Genomic DNA, 13,940 nt, shown 5'->3' with positions numbered 1-13,940 from the left:
CAAGTGCGTTCATTTTTCGGAAATTATGCAATTAGTGACATGAAGCCGAGGGGGCTTGCAAGCACGAAGTGGCCATTCTGCGTGGTTTTGAAAGATAGCGATGGTGATTGTGTTGGCGAGACGCCGTCTGCATGAAACGCAAACGGTTGCCAGCCTCTATTTTGCAGAGGCGAAGATCGAACTGTCTATTCCGGTCTTCTTGCGGGCGTAAATCCAAAGGCAGGCTGATACGCAGAAATTGGCGGCGCTATAGCCGATTGCCGCCGCCATGATGCCATGGGCGGGATAGAATATCCAAAGCCACAAGGCAGCGAAGAGGAAGCCGCAAAAACTCACCGCGAGCGTCGCGAGATGGGAATTGTGGACAGCGAGAATGAGCGGCGCCGGGCCGAATGTGGCGCGAATGACCATGGTGAGCGAGATGACCAGCAGGATCGGCAGGCCCTCGCCTGCATCCAGCGAAAAGAGATCGAACAACCATCTGCCGAGAACAACAAAGCCGATCAGCACAAGCAGGCTGTAGCCGAGCGAGGCAAAGTTGGCCTGGCGGATTTTGCGGCGCATCATGGTTTTGTTGTTGTTGGCGCTGTTTTCGGTGATTTCCGGCATGAACAGGGTATGGATGGTGCGCATGCCGAAGCCCGCAAGCACGCGGTAGCGGAATGCGACATGCAGCATCGCCAGTTCCACTGCGCCGGCAAACAGGCTGGTAATCAGAAGAACCAGATCAATCATGTAATCCCAAAGCAGGGACGTGCCCATCCAGGGCAGGGCGGCTCGGTGCCATCTTGCGGTTTCCGTGCGGGTGGCGACCTTTTGATAGCCGCGCAGGAAATCAGCATCGATGACGAATACCGACAGAAGTGCCAGCCATACGGCGATGCAGGCCATGCCGTAGATAGCGGAAACGTCGCCGGCCAACTGGCCGAACAGAAGTGCTGCGGTTCCCGCCAGCATGATGACCGGCCGGACCAGTGTATCTGGAAGCAGACCGGTAGCGGGGCGTTTTAAGCCTACCTGTATGGCGCCGTTGAGACCCAGGGCGGCGGCGCCGGCGGCGGTCAGAAGTACGATGCCGGAATGGGCGAGGGTTTGGTTGGTTACGAGATCCGCTGCAAAGGCCCAGACAGCAAAAAGCCCAAGCGTCAAAACCAGGGAAGCAAGCAGGCCGTTGCGGATTGCACTGACCGCAAAGCCCTTCAGCAGATCGGGATTGCCGGTTGCCTGATACCGGGAGGCGAATATGGATGCGACGGAATTGAAACCAAGAAAAAGGCAGATCGCCAGCACGCTTACCATGGAGGTAAAGACGGCATAGCCGGCGAGCGCTTCTGTGCCCAGATACCGGACGATAAGAAGGTTGACGGCAAACAGAGCCAGCGCGCCGAGCACACGGCCTGCCAGCAGAACCGAAAAGCGGCCCAGATAGGCTGCGAAGGTCTTTCGTTCTACTTCCGCAGCCATTGTTTCAGCTTGTGCTGTGTGCGGCTGGCGGCAGCCTTTGCATCCCGAAGTTTGAAGATGGAGTCGCCGAGTATTTTCGCCGCCGGCTTGCTGGCATAGTGAAAGCGCGGGGGAGCCTGCAGAATGTGACCCGATTTGCCTACCATGCCCTTTTTGAACTGGTGCAGTCCGGCGTCAAGATCGTTGCCGCCAAGATCGTACCATTTCACATGGTCCTGGCTGCAAAGGTGCTCGCAGATCCACCAATGCAAGGCGTAGCCTGCCTTCAGCCGCAGCGCGCGGTCGTCGGTAGCACCGAACATGTAGCTTGCCATTTCACCGGCGGTGAAGAAGACGCCGCCTGCCGTAATGCTTCCCTGATGGGAAACCAGGACTATGGAAGGCCGGGTGGCTGCCGGACTGTTGCGGACGAAATCTTCCAGTGAACCGATTGCCGAGGAATCCAGAAATCCCTTGCGGGACATCATCTTCTCATAAAGATCCATAAAGGCAGTCAGGCCATCCTCGCCGTCGGCAAAGCCGATTTCAAAATCGTTTTTGCGGGCCTTGCGCAGATTGTAACGCCATTTCTGGTCGAAACTCGCCATAAGGGTTTCAGTGTCCTGATGGGTGTTGACGATATAGCGCTCGGGTGCTGCAAGATTGCTGCCCTCTTTAAAGCCCATTTCTGCAAGCGCATGGCTCATGCGCTCGTCATGTTCGGGTACAGATGGGGGCATGATAGTCAGATGGAACCCGCGGCGGCTACAATATTCGGAAATCAGCTCTGCAATGACGGATTTGTAGGTGGCGATGTCATGGCTGTTATCCTGGGTGTCCTCGGCCCTGCGCCAGAGCGGGCCCCATTTGACAACTGCGACGCCAGTCGACGTAAAGGGCACGCCGCGCACAATGATCGCGCCGCCGCCAATAAGCTGGTCCCGGCGGAAAAACAGCAGGCATTCGATCTTTTCCCCGCCCCAGTGGCCGACGTTGAACATGCCGGTCTGTTCGGGAATGACGTCGGCAAAACCGGCTGCTACCGTGTCCCATTCGGCGGACGGCACGATTTTGAGTTCGACATCACCGGCAACGCCCGCAGAGCGTGCTGCAGCGGGGCGGGCAGGTACAAACATGCCGGTATTGCCCGGCGTTTCCAGGCGTTTTCCGATGCGCATGGTTTCGGTGTTCATTTTCCTGCTCCGGTGTTGTCGCCGTAGATGGTGCTTTGCTGGTTCTGGAGGGCTGGCCGCCGCCATCTGGCAATGCGCGGAACCATATCCCACAAGGTGTTAAGGGCGGGTTTCGGATCGTTCTTTTCATAGACCATGTGCACATGGGACCTGAGTGCGCAGACAACGGCGCGTAAGCACCATGCCAGCGCTGAAGAAGCTCCGATTTGCCCGCGAAGATAGGCGCCCTTGGCACCGGCAAGATCACCGGTCAGCCAGCAATAGCGGATGCCCGCGCGGCCAAGAACGGGCTTGTGATCAAGCCGGTTGCCAAGCGCCAGATCAAGCATGAAGGCACCAAGACAAAGGCCGGCATATTCCGGCAAGGCATGGTTGCCGGCAATGCGTGGATTGATCTCCAGGAAGGAGGTAGCGCCGGTCTGTTCATCAACGAGAAACTGGGCGCAGCCAATCCCCGTATAGCCGAGCGCTGCGAGAAGACGGGCCGTCTGGTTCACCAAAGGACCCTCAGCGGGAAGGGTATGCCCTTCGACCGCCAGACCGGTTCCGTCCGGATTGTCGGTGCGGTCGATGACGGCATGCAGGCAGCGAAGCACCTTTCCTTTGTCAGCCGCGAAATAGATGTTGTGCCGCTTTCCGGCGAACTTCTTCTGGAGTAGCAGATCGCGGGTATCCAGTTTGAATTCGGCGGTGGCTTTCGACAGCGCTTCGGGGGTTTCAACCGTTACGGCTTTTTTGCCGGAGAGGCGCCGGGTGGAATCTGCCGGACGAATGATTACGGGAAAACCCGTGTGCTGCACGGCCTGTCCAAGTTCATCGGCGTTGGCGCTCGTGGCAAATGGGGCCGTGGGCACGCCATTTTCTTCCGCCAGTTGCATCATGAAGGGCTTGTCGAGGCATTTACGGACCAGTTCACGGGCCATGGTGGCGACAGGCGGCAGACCTTTGAATGCACTCTTGTGCTCGGCAAAGAGGCGTACATACTCCTCGGCGACCGGAAAGATTGCGGTGAGCTTTGGCGTTGCATTGCAAAAACTGCGCAATTCGGAAGCGAACCGCTCAACGTTCAGGGTGAGCGGGCTGTGCTCCCAGATTTGGGAAACCGCACTGGAATGCTGGCAGGCTCTTTCGCAGCCATGCGAACCGACCACAACCTTGTAACCGCTCTTTTTCAGCGTACGGGCCAGGGTAAGCGCTGGCCGGTAATTTCCCAGCAGCAGGACAACGGGCCTGTTTTCGGCAGGTTTGTTCATCGGGCGTCAGGCTCCCCGCTCCGGCTTCCTGCAATGGTGATCTTGGCCAGCGTGCTGATGTGGAAGGCGGTCCAGCAGAAAATCCCGAAAAACTTGGCACTGTCCTCAAGCAGGACCAGCCTTGGATCCAAGCTGTGGAAAAGCGTATCGACGGCGACGCTCGTTGCAAGGGCCGTACCACCCATGATCAAAAGCCAGACATCGCCGGCAAGCATGACTTTCCGGTTGGAGACGAAATAGGCTGCGGCAAGACCGGCATACGCCATGAGTACCGCGTTTTGCGGAACGCCAAGGGAAGGCATCACGGTTTCATGCACCAGGAACGCATCGTCCAGCGCCATCCAGCCATTGAACAGGCCCGCAGTAAGAGCAAACCGGAAAACGGCGCCGCCAAAGCCGGTGGCCAGCAGATGAACAGCAGCAAATAATCCTGTTGCCGCCGTCATTGCCCACAACATCACACCGAGCATGGAAACAAATCCGTAGTGGGTATGGCAGCAGTCACCTGAAAGCTGGGCGGCAGTCAGCGGATCGAGAAACATCCACTTGGGCTCCACCCAGGGCTGGAGGATCACCGCCGCCAGGAACACAACCGGAAGAAAGAAGGTTGCCGCCCTGACCAGCCAGTCGACTGTTGAGGCGCGGCGCACGAGCGGCCGGAAATAGGGAGACAGACGCAGCAACAGCGTCAGTGACGGCCGCTGTTCGCCAAGCGGATCTGCGGGCAGAATGGACATGTCAGGCGTCCTCCGGTGTTTTTGGCCAGTATTTGGCTGTCGTGATCTGGGGGGTGTGATTGGATTGGTTTGGACCAAACAGGCCCAACACCAGACTGTCAGCCCGGATTTGAACGCCTTTGTCCGGTTTTTGGCGGGCTTTCAGCATCCAGCGGGCAAAGTTGTTGAGCCAAACCTTGCTTAGGATCAGTTTCTTGCCGGCCAGGCGTATCGCCAGCCCGGCACAGATCAGTCTTCCCCGAAGGGAGAAGGGCCGCGAATAATTTACGAGCGGGATTTCCGTATCGCACCAGTCGGTTTTGTAGGGTTCATCGCCAATCAGAAAATCGTAGCGCTTCAGTTGGCTGCGGGCAGCCAGTTCAAGGGTTTTGACCAGAAGTTGAACGCCAATCGAGTATTTTCCGTTGAGTTCGGGCGCGTAGGCGGAAACGAAATAGTAGAAGGTGTCGCGGGTAATGAATGCAAGCATTCCGGCCACCGGCTTGCCGTCCAGGAACATGGCGAAAACCCTCAGGCCGCTGCCTTCAGGATTGGCAATCGTTCCTTCAATGGCTTTGCGAACGCTGCTCGGCGAATCCGCGCTGCCAAACGGGTTGCGATAACCGTTTGCCGAGAGCTGACCTGCTTTCCAGTCCAGTATTCTGCGGGTGATCGCAGCACGTTCGGAGTGGTCGCGAACCTGGCGGAACCGGACTTCCCCCTGCTTTGCAAGCGAGCGCAATTTGCTGCGAAGCCGTTGCCGCGATTTGCCCGATCGTAAACCGGCATAGAGTTTTTCCCAGTCTTTTTCGAGCGTTACGGCATGAGACTTGAATTCGGCAGTGGTAACCGTCGCCCCCGGCTCCCTGGTTTGCTCCATATCGAAGCTGCCGACCGGATTGCGAATGAGATGGACTGCCTGAATGACCGGGAAGGCAACGCGCAACATTGTGACAACCCGGCAAATCAGGCCGCGCGGCATGATGGCGGCATAGCTGCGGTCGACAATCATGCCATTGTAATCGGACATTTTTTCGCCAAGCCAGGCGAGGCGCATTCCCAGTATTCCGGGTTGAAGGGTGAAAGGCAGGATCACGACCGGCTTGGCACCGACAAATCCCACCACGAAAACACTCTGCTGCCGCTCGCCGGCATGTTGCGTTCCGGCATCAACCAATGCCTTCGCCCAGGCCAGCGATTGAAACGGTGAATAAGTGCCGCTGCGTTCAAGCTGGGACCAAAGACCGGCAATCTCGTCCAGATGGTGGTAGACGTAGAATTCGCAGGCATCATAGGCGCCAAGATGGAGGCGTCCAGGCACTTTCGTGCCCTGACGAAAGACAGAATGCTTCTCTTTGGCGAATCTGATCAACGCACACCCCCACGACGTACAAGGTGCGGTTCAATTTCCCGGAAATTCCGCCCGGGTTTGCTGGCCGCATGTTGGAGGCGGAAGATAACAGCTACTGCCGGAGCAAGGGTAAAAGAGCAGGGTAAAGATGAGAACTGGGTTAACGGATTGCGCGCAAGTTCACTTTCCTGCAACGGAAGTGCTTGTTTTGCGATCTTGGCGGTCTGAGATGGTGCCCCCCGCCGGAATCGAACCGGCACTCCCGAAGGAACCGGATTTTGAATCCGGCGCGTCTACCAATTCCGCCAGGGGGGCATAGCACAAACGGCAATCCCGGACGGGCGTGTGCATCTACCGTCAAGCCCCTTTGCCGGTCAACCACAAACACGAGAGCGTCACCAAATCCGAAGGCTGGTAAACAGCCTGCGCAGGCACAGCACCTGCTTGCGCCTTGATGTGGCAGCAAGCTTGCCATATGGGAGGCCCAGATCAGCCGATGGACGGGCCGATTCGGGCTGCCATCCTGCCGAAGCAGTTCATGATGTGAAACTCGGGGAGTTCTCGGTGCTGACGACGATCAACCGCTGGATCCGTGCCCTTTACGATTGGGTGCTGGCGCTTGCCGCCCACCGGCGGGCAAGCTGGGCGCTGTTCGGTGTTTCGTTTGCTGAAAGTTCGTTCTTCCCAATTCCGCCGGATGTGATGCTCATTCCCATGGTGCTGGCAAGGCGCCATCGCTGGCTGTTTTATGCAGGCCTTTGCACGCTGGCGTCGATTTTGGGGGCCTTTCTGGGTTACTGGATCGGTGCCCAGCTGTTTGAAAGCGTCGGCAAACCGATCCTTGCCTTTTACGGCAAGGAGGATTCGTTTCAGGCGGTGCGCGAGTGGTACAATACCTGGGGCGGCTGGGGCGTGCTCTTTGCCGCCGTTACACCGTTTCCCTACAAGGTGCTGACGATCTTCTCGGGCGCTACCGGCCTTGATCTTGCCACCTTTACGGTGGTCAGTATCATTGGCCGGGGGCTGCGATTTTTCCTGGTTTCCTGGCTGCTCTACAAAATCGGCGAACCGATCCGCGACTTTATCGAAAAGCGCCTAGGGCTGATGTTCACCATCGCCCTCGTATTGCTTGTCGGCGGTTTTGTTGCCGTGCGCTATGTTTTCTGACGGAGCTGCGCTGCTCAGATGCTGATGAAAGAAACAGGTCTCAACCAGCAGATGGTTGCCTTGCTCGTTCTGCTGGGCATGGTCGCCGTTATCCTGACCGTACTGGGTTTTGAGCATATTGGCGGCTACACGCCGTGCAAGCTGTGCCTGGGTCAGCGTGAACCTTACTATGCCGCCATTCCTGTGGCGGTACTGGCGCTGGTGGCGGGCTTTTTCAAATGGCCTGCCTGTGTGATTCGGGGTTTGCTCGCCATTGCAGGGATTTTGATGGTCTATGCCATGCTGCTTGGCGTTCAGCATGCGGGCATTGAATGGGGCTGGTGGGAAGGGACCGGCGACTGCGGTGGCGGGGGAACCGTCAGCGATGCTGGCAATCTGCTCGATAGTCTTGGAACAGTGAAACCGCCGTCCTGCGATGAAGCGGCAGGCCGGTTTCTCGGCCTTTCCTTTGCGGGCTGGAACGTTATCGTTTCGCTTGTGCTCGCGGTAATCGCCTTCAAAGGTGCCTTTGGCAATGCGGAGCGCAGTTCCGGTAAAGCCTGATCACGGCTCCAGTTCGCTGTCCCAGTAGAGAAAATCCATCCAGCTTTCGTGCAGATAGTTTGGCGGGAACTTGCGGCCATTGCGGTGCAGGTCCTCCACTGTTGGCATGAAAGGCTTCTGGAGCGGCCACATGCCGGCCTGTTTGGGCATCTTGTTGCCCTTGCGCAGATTACAGGGTGAACAGGCCGCGCAAACGTTTTCCCATTCGGTGCGCCCGCCCCTGGAACGCGGGATGACATGATCGAAGGTCAGTTCGGACGGCGAGCCGCAATACTGGCACTCGAACCTGTCGCGCAGAAAGACGTTGAAGCGGGTAAACGCCGGATGGCGGTTTGGCCTGATGTAGGATTTGAGGCTTACAACGCTGGGCAGCCGCATTGCGAAAGAGGGACTGTGCACCGCCGCCTCGTATTCGGCAACGATGTTCACCCGGTCGAGAAACACGGCCTTGATTGCATCCTGCCAAGACCACAGCGACAGGGGATAATAACTGAGCGGGCGGTAATCCGCATTCAGTACCAGCGCCGGATGTGCATCCGGCGAAACCGCAACCGTCAAGGAATTCTCCTTCAAGCGATTCGTTTCGTCGGTGATCTTATGAATATCCTATAAAACAGGATTGTGAAGCTTTTTGAGAAAGTTGGGGCCCGCTTTGGCGGTCTGGAATTGAGGCAAGAAGCCCTAGGCTGTATCGACATTCAGGATTTGGAGCGCGGTATGGGGGAAAATCGTTCAATTCCAAGAGCGGGACCGATGACAGGTCGCTATCCTTTCGAGGTTCCGCGACGCCGAAGTGGGCGATTTTACCCCTAATTCTTGCAGAACGCGGCGGATTTTGCCCCTGGCATCGTTGAAAACCCCTTGTGGTGGGGCGACACCACGGCGGATTTTTAGCCTTGCCAGAGACGAAATCCGTCTCGCGCCGCGTGCGAAACCTGAATGTCGATACAGCCTAACGCAACAGGATCGGCAGGATCGAAGCAATCAGCAGAACCGCCATGGTCCAGTTGAAAACCTGTAGCCGGCGCCGGCTTGTCAGAAAGCGGCGCATTTCCTGTCCGAGCCAGGTCCAGGCCGTGATCGCCGGAAAATTGACCGACATAAAGCCGATGGCGACGAACAGTGCTCCCCACACAGATGCCTCCGGGGCATAAGCCGTTTGCGCTGCAACCGCCATGATCCACGCCTTCGGGTTGACCCACTGAAAGGCGGCAGCCTGCAGAAAAGTCAGGGGATTGCCCCGTTTTTCGCCCGCGCCGGGAGGTGCTGCATTGGCGATTTTCCAGGCAAGCCACACCATGTAGGCGCCAGCGACAACGCCAAGCGCCATCTGCAGTTTCGGGAAGGTGACAAAAAGCCCTGCGAGCCCAAGCCCGACCATGAAAACCATGAAGGAATGGCCGATCGAAACGCCGAACATGTGCGGCAGGCTGCGGCGGACGCCAAAATTGGCGCCCGATGCCAGCAGCATCACATTGTTCGGTCCCGGTGTGATCGATGAGACGAAGGCGAAGGCAAGCAGCGCGGTGAGCAGCGTAAGCGTCATGAGGTGATACTATGACGATTTATGCGATGAAGTGTTGCAAGATTGGGCGATGACCGAGTAATTTTGCAACAAATGCCGAAAGTTGATGACATAGACCAAAGAATATTGCGCGAATTGCAGCGCAACGGCCGGCTATCCAACCTCGAACTTGCCGAGCGCGTTGGCCTGTCGCCCTCGGCGACATCGCGGCGGGTTGCGGAGCTTGAGCGCAGCGGGGTGATCTCCGGCTATCGTGCCGTGCTTGATCCGGCGAAGCTGGGCCAGGGCTTCACCGCTTATATAACGGTCGGCCTTTCCCTGCACACCAAGGCCGCACAGGAGGCTTTCGAGCGTGCAATGGAAACCGCCCCGCAGGTCCGGGAATGTCACAACATCACCGGTGTCGTCGAATATCTGCTGCGGGTGGAGACGGCTGATCTTGTTGCCTACAAGAATTTCCACACCAACGTGCTCGGCACCCTGCCGCAGGTCAATTCAATCACCAGCTATATCGTGATGGGAAGCCCGAAGGATGAGCGTGGCTGACCTGTTGGATTGTTGTATCAGACAACCGGCATGGCATCGCGCTTCTTGACGGCATAATAGGCCCAAAGGATGCGCGCGGCGACGGACCGCCAAGGTGCCCAGGCTTCGGCTTCGGCCCGGCAGGTTTTTTCGTCGGGGCGCTCTTCCATGCCGAAACCCATTCGCATGGCCTCCTGAAGGGCAAGATCGCCGGCGGGGAAAACGTCGCGGTGTCCGGCGCAGAACATCAGATAGACTTCCGCCGTCCAGGGGCCGATCCCCTTGATGGCGACCAGTTCGTCAATGGCCTGGCCGGGCGGCAGGGCACACAGTCCTTCGAGATCAAGGCGGTTTTCCAGCACCGCATTGCTGATCTCAACCAGTGTGCGTTGCTTGGGCCGGGAAAGGCCGGCTGTCTTCCAGCCATCTTCGCCTGCTTGCAGAAAGCGCTCCGGCTCCAGCGGGCCAGTAACGGTCTTCAGCCGCCCGAAGATCGCATCGGCGCTTGCCTTGGACACCTGTTGCGAGACAATGATGGAGCACAGCCCCTCAAACCCCGGTGGCGACAGGCGCAACGGAATGGGCGGGCATTCCTCCAGCATGGCGCGCAGGTGAGAGCAGGAATTGCGCAGGTGTTTCACACCTGTTGAAATGTCACGTTTGCTGGCAATGCGTTTCATGGCCTTCAAATCCGTTCCGCCTTGAGGCAATTCGCTTCAATGCAGGCTTGGAGTGTGAGAGAAGTAGCTCCATGACGCAAGCCGTATTCCGATTTGCACCGTCTCCCAATGGCAGGCTGCATCTGGGCCACGCCTATTCGGCCCTGCTTAACCAGAAGCTGGCCCGGGAGACGGGCGGCAGGCTGCTGCTGCGCGTTGAGAATACCGACACGGTTCGGTGTTCACCTTTGCTGGAAGCTCGGATGCTGGATGATCTGCGCTGGCTCGGCGTGACCTGGGAGGGCGAGCCGCGCCGCCAGAGTGAGCATGGTGAAGACTATGTGGAGGCTGTTGAACGGCTGCAAGCCCTGGGGCTTGCCTATCCGGCTTTCCTGAGCCGGGGCGAGGCGCGGCGGCTTGTTGAGGAAAAGGCAGCCGCTGGCCGGTCCTGGCCGTGTGATCCTGACGGTGTGCCGCATTATCCCGGGGAAGAACGATTGCTCGGTGAGGCGGAGCGTGACGTCAGGATCGAAGCGGGAGACCCGTTTGCCATTCGGCTGGACATGAAAAAGGCGCTGGCAATGTGTGATTTGCCGCCGAAGCAGCTTTGCTGGCAGGAGGAAGGCAACGGGCCGGAGGGTGAGCATGGGGAAACTGTCGCCGATCCCGCGGCATGGGGCGATTTCATGCTGACCGGCAAAGACCGGTCGGCAGCCTATCATCTGGCCTGTGTGGTGGACGATGCCATTCAGGGAATTACCCATGTTGTGCGCGGGCGGGATCTGTTTCACGCCACTTCAGCACACCGGTTGCTCCAGGAATTGCTGGGGCTGCCGGTACCCGTTTATTGCCATCACGATCTCATTCTCGATAGCGACGGGCGCAAACTCTCCAAAAGCCGTGCTGATACCAGCATTGCAGAGCTGCGGACTGCCGGAGCAGCGCCAGGCGACATTGCCAAAATGGTGGGATTTTGAGTGCAGTGCGGATGTGCTCTCAGGACCGCAACTCCAGTTTAGCGGAACCGGAAGACCGCCTTTACCGACAACATGATGAACAGCATGGCGAAGGCCGAACCAAACGCCATCGCCAGGGTCAATTGTGAATCCCATGAAAAACTGTGGCCCATCAGGTTGTAGGCAAGCAGGCCGATATAAGTGCCAGCCAGCATGAGCAGCCAGTTTCCCAGGACGGAAAAGCCGGCATAGCCCACAATGCGGTCGGCAACCCAACCGCCGATGAAGCAGCAGCAGCAGATGAATGCAAAGGACATCATCCACTGCTCGAAGGAAAGTTCCCAAAGCATGATGTACTCCTGTTGCTTTCCGTCAAGTGTAAACCGAACGGGTTGTTGTCAGGTAAATGACAATACTAAAGCTTTAACCAGGCCGTTTTCGCCGTAGGCTGGCGGCATTTATCTCTCCGCCAAAGATGAAAATAAGACCCAGCATGTAGAGGAAAATCAACCCGACCATGGCACCGGCAAGCCCCGCATAGGTGGAAACGTAATCGGCAAACTGCTCAAGATACATGCCGAAAGCGAGCGAACCTGCCAGCCAGCAGATGAGGGTGAAGAAGATGCCGGGCAGCACGGAAGAAATGCTGCGATGGCCTGCGGGCAAAACAAGGTGGCTGACCAGCAGTGCCAAAAACAGCACGGCAAGGGCCAAGGCCACCCGCCAGATCAAAACGGCTTCCCGCCAGGGGATCAATTCGGGAATATACCGGGCCATGATCTGCCAGCCGAGGGGGAGCAGAACAAAAAACAGCGTGATGACCATCAGCACGACAATCGAGAGAAACACAAAACCAAAACTCTGGAGCCGCAGATACCAGAAAGGGCGCTCGTCCTTTTCACGATAGGAGCGGTTCAGCGCCACTCTGAGAGCCTCAACGCCATTGGAGGCAAAATAGAGTGTCAACAGGCCACCGATCGTGATGATGTCTGTTCTGGGGACCGTCAGGATTGTTCTGATTTCTCCGGCAATCGCTTCGCGGGCGGCCGGTGGCCAGTAGTCGAAGATGAGGTGGATGACGTTTTCAGTAAAACCGCCAAGCTCGAAAAAGGCAGCGATGGAGGTGGCAAAGATCAGAAACGGAAACAGCGCGAAGAGGCTGGACAGGGCCACATGGCTTGCGATTGCCCAGCCGTCGTCCCGATTGAACTTGTCATAAGCGTCCCTTAGGACATGCCACCAGTGAAGCAATTCCTTGTACATGGGTGAGATATGACTGGTGAATGCGGTTTCGACAATAGCGGCACTTGGGCCGCGCTCAATAGTGCCGGTGTGACATGGCTGTCATTCTGATTACCGGCTGTTCCTCCGGCATTGGAAAGCACTGCGCCATTCGGCTGCAGGAAGATGGATGGGACGTTATCGCTACAGCGCGCCGGCCCGGCGATATCAAAATGCTGCGGGAAGCAGGGTTGAACGCTGTCTATCTCGACTATACGCAAACCGGCTCGATTTCATCTGCGGTCGAGGCAGCGCTGGAAAAGGGCGGCGGCAGGATAGAGGCCCTTTTCAACAATGGCGCCTATGGCCAGGCAGGCGCGGTGGAAGATATTTCCACCGACGTGCTTCGCCGCCAGTTTGAGGCAAATTTCTTCGGCTGGCACGAACTGACCAATCAGGTGCTGCCGCATATGCGAAAGGCGGGCCAGGGCCGCATCGTGCATTGTTCGTCCATACTGGGATTTGTTCCCTATCGCTGGCGCGGTGCCTACAACGCATCGAAGTTCGCGCTGGAAGGACTGGCCTCTACCATGCGGCTGGAACTTCGCGGCAGCGGCATTCATGTAAGTCTCATCGAGCCGGGTCCGATTGAATCGAAATTCACTGTCAACGGATTGAAGCATTTTGAGGAGAATATCGACATCGAGAACTCGGTTCACAACAAGGTGTACCGCAAGGAGTTGAAACGGCTGCAATCGGAGGGCGGTGTCAACCGCTTCCGGCTCCCGCCGGAGGCAGTATACGAAAAACTGCGCCATGCGCTGACATCGGCCCGCCCCAGGGCGCATTATCATGTTACGGTGCCGACGAAATTCATGGGCGTGGCAAAACGGCTGCTTCCCCAATCCCTGATCGACAGGCTATTGCTCAAGTCTGGCTGACCGCAAAAACCTGATTACCGCAAGACAGAAAGCCCATGACCGCCCTCATTCCCTATGCCATTCTCGGTCTCATCCTCATCGTCGCCGTCATTTTGGCGATGGGTCTCATCAACATGATGCGGGGCGGTTCGCCGAACCGTTCACAGACGCTGATGCGCTGGCGGGTGATTGCCCAGTTCATCGCAGTCCTTGCCATGGTGGCTGCATTGTATTTCTTTGGCCGCTAGAGCGTGTCTTGATTAGCTGGAAGCAGTTTGAATGGATGGATTTTTCGCCTCTGGCAAGGAGAATACCGCAGAGCGATGCCATGGCATCGGACGGGGATTTCGACGAAGCCAGCGCGCAAAAGACACCACAGGTGATGCAATACCATGTTGAATAGCTTTTGTTTTCTGCAATCGCCTGAACCTGGTTCCCGGGCCTTTGGGCTGCGTTGCAAAAGGCTGA

At 57.6% G+C, this 13,940-nt stretch carries 17 protein-coding genes and 1 tRNA gene; 7 read left to right on the top strand and 11 right to left on the bottom strand.

The genetic code is table 11. From position 1 onward, the window contains the following. Window positions 1-156: 156 nt before the first annotated feature. From BVL55_RS13385 to BVL55_RS13360, 6 genes are all read right to left on the bottom strand, one after another. Window positions 157-1,464 carry a lipopolysaccharide biosynthesis protein gene (locus tag BVL55_RS13385; RefSeq protein ID WP_075997323.1) on the bottom strand — a complete coding sequence of 436 codons (1,308 nt, stop codon included), beginning with the start codon at window positions 1,462-1,464 and terminating at the stop codon, window positions 157-159. Continuing rightward, entirely contained in the window at window positions 1,449-2,636 is a 1,188-nt protein-coding gene (locus BVL55_RS13380) for a lipid II:glycine glycyltransferase FemX (protein ID WP_075997322.1), read from the bottom strand. Before BVL55_RS13380 ends, BVL55_RS13385 begins: the two co-directional genes overlap by 16 nt. After that, window positions 2,633-3,889: an ATP-binding protein gene (locus BVL55_RS13375; RefSeq protein ID WP_075997321.1), complete on the bottom strand. Its 1,257-nt coding sequence runs from the start codon at window positions 3,887-3,889 to the stop codon at window positions 2,633-2,635. Before BVL55_RS13375 ends, BVL55_RS13380 begins: the two co-directional genes overlap by 4 nt. Next, entirely contained in the window at window positions 3,886-4,626 is a 741-nt protein-coding gene (locus BVL55_RS13370) for a hypothetical protein (RefSeq protein ID WP_075997320.1), read from the bottom strand. The genes BVL55_RS13375 and BVL55_RS13370 overlap by 4 nt, the downstream gene beginning before the upstream one ends. A 1-nt stretch (window position 4,627) precedes the next feature. Next, on the bottom strand, window positions 4,628-5,926 hold the full coding sequence (locus BVL55_RS13365) for a GNAT family N-acetyltransferase (RefSeq protein WP_156892554.1): 1,299 nt from the start codon (window positions 5,924-5,926) through the stop codon (window positions 4,628-4,630). 260 nt (window positions 5,927-6,186) lie between these two features. Beyond that, window positions 6,187-6,271, bottom strand: a tRNA-Leu gene (locus tag BVL55_RS13360). A gap of 228 nt (window positions 6,272-6,499) precedes the next feature. Between BVL55_RS13360 and BVL55_RS13355 the strand changes: the two genes are divergently transcribed. Both BVL55_RS13355 and BVL55_RS13350 read left to right on the top strand, forming a co-directional pair. After that, window positions 6,500-7,123, top strand: a complete 624-nt coding sequence (locus BVL55_RS13355) for a YqaA family protein (protein WP_244530512.1) — start codon at window positions 6,500-6,502, stop codon at window positions 7,121-7,123. A 24-nt stretch (window positions 7,124-7,147) separates the two neighbouring features. After that, the gene (locus tag BVL55_RS13350) at window positions 7,148-7,666 is read left to right on the top strand and encodes a disulfide bond formation protein B (protein ID WP_244530511.1); all 519 of its coding nucleotides are present in this window, start codon (window positions 7,148-7,150) and stop codon (window positions 7,664-7,666) included. Here the strand turns inward: BVL55_RS13350 and BVL55_RS13345 are convergent, their stop codons facing one another. Further along, window positions 7,667-8,224 carry an HNH endonuclease gene (locus BVL55_RS13345; RefSeq protein WP_075997317.1) on the bottom strand — a complete coding sequence of 186 codons (558 nt, stop codon included), beginning with the start codon at window positions 8,222-8,224 and terminating at the stop codon, window positions 7,667-7,669. A 394-nt stretch (window positions 8,225-8,618) separates the two neighbouring features. After that, window positions 8,619-9,212 (bottom strand): LysE family translocator, encoded by a 594-nt coding sequence (locus tag BVL55_RS13340; RefSeq protein ID WP_075997316.1) that lies wholly within the window; start codon window positions 9,210-9,212, stop codon window positions 8,619-8,621. A 72-nt stretch (window positions 9,213-9,284) separates the two neighbouring features. On the opposite strand from BVL55_RS13340, the gene BVL55_RS13335 reads away from it, so the two are divergent. Then, window positions 9,285-9,737 carry an Lrp/AsnC family transcriptional regulator gene (locus tag BVL55_RS13335; RefSeq protein WP_075997315.1) on the top strand — a complete coding sequence of 151 codons (453 nt, stop codon included), beginning with the start codon at window positions 9,285-9,287 and terminating at the stop codon, window positions 9,735-9,737. Between the two features lie 17 nt (window positions 9,738-9,754). Here BVL55_RS13335 and BVL55_RS13330 read toward each other — a convergent pair whose 3' ends face one another. Then, on the bottom strand, window positions 9,755-10,396 hold the full coding sequence (locus BVL55_RS13330; protein WP_075998159.1) for a DNA-3-methyladenine glycosylase family protein: 642 nt from the start codon (window positions 10,394-10,396) through the stop codon (window positions 9,755-9,757). Window positions 10,397-10,467: 71 nt separating this feature from the next. Between BVL55_RS13330 and gluQRS the strand changes: the two genes are divergently transcribed. Then, the gene (gluQRS, locus tag BVL55_RS13325) at window positions 10,468-11,352 is read left to right on the top strand and encodes a tRNA glutamyl-Q(34) synthetase GluQRS (protein ID WP_075997314.1); all 885 of its coding nucleotides are present in this window, start codon (window positions 10,468-10,470) and stop codon (window positions 11,350-11,352) included. Window positions 11,353-11,390: 38 nt separating this feature from the next. Here the strand turns inward: gluQRS and BVL55_RS13320 are convergent, their stop codons facing one another. Both BVL55_RS13320 and BVL55_RS13315 read right to left on the bottom strand, forming a co-directional pair. Continuing rightward, window positions 11,391-11,681, bottom strand: a complete 291-nt coding sequence (locus BVL55_RS13320) for a hypothetical protein (RefSeq protein WP_075997313.1) — start codon at window positions 11,679-11,681, stop codon at window positions 11,391-11,393. 73 nt (window positions 11,682-11,754) lie between these two features. Further along, complete coding sequence (locus BVL55_RS13315; protein WP_075997312.1) at window positions 11,755-12,594, bottom strand: YihY/virulence factor BrkB family protein; 840 nt, start codon at window positions 12,592-12,594, stop codon at window positions 11,755-11,757. Window positions 12,595-12,668: 74 nt separating this feature from the next. On the opposite strand from BVL55_RS13315, the gene BVL55_RS13310 reads away from it, so the two are divergent. From BVL55_RS13310 to BVL55_RS16635, 3 genes are read left to right on the top strand one after another with little or no spacing between them, the layout of a single operon-like run. Beyond that, a complete protein-coding gene (locus BVL55_RS13310) occupies window positions 12,669-13,493 on the top strand; it encodes an SDR family oxidoreductase (RefSeq protein ID WP_075997311.1) in 825 nt (274 codons plus the stop codon). A 35-nt stretch (window positions 13,494-13,528) separates the two neighbouring features. Then, window positions 13,529-13,720, top strand: a complete 192-nt coding sequence (locus BVL55_RS13305; protein WP_075997310.1) for a twin transmembrane helix small protein — start codon at window positions 13,529-13,531, stop codon at window positions 13,718-13,720. Window positions 13,721-13,728: 8 nt separating this feature from the next. After that, window positions 13,729-13,875 (top strand): hypothetical protein, encoded by a 147-nt coding sequence (locus tag BVL55_RS16635; RefSeq protein ID WP_156892553.1) that lies wholly within the window; start codon window positions 13,729-13,731, stop codon window positions 13,873-13,875. Window positions 13,876-13,940 lie beyond the last annotated feature (65 nt).

The organism is Salaquimonas pukyongi, assembly GCF_001953055.1.
GTDB classification, from domain to species: domain Bacteria; phylum Pseudomonadota; class Alphaproteobacteria; order Rhizobiales; family Rhizobiaceae; genus Salaquimonas; species Salaquimonas pukyongi.
Note: the sequence above shows the minus strand (reverse complement) of the source record. Positions and strands in the feature narration are given on the sequence as shown.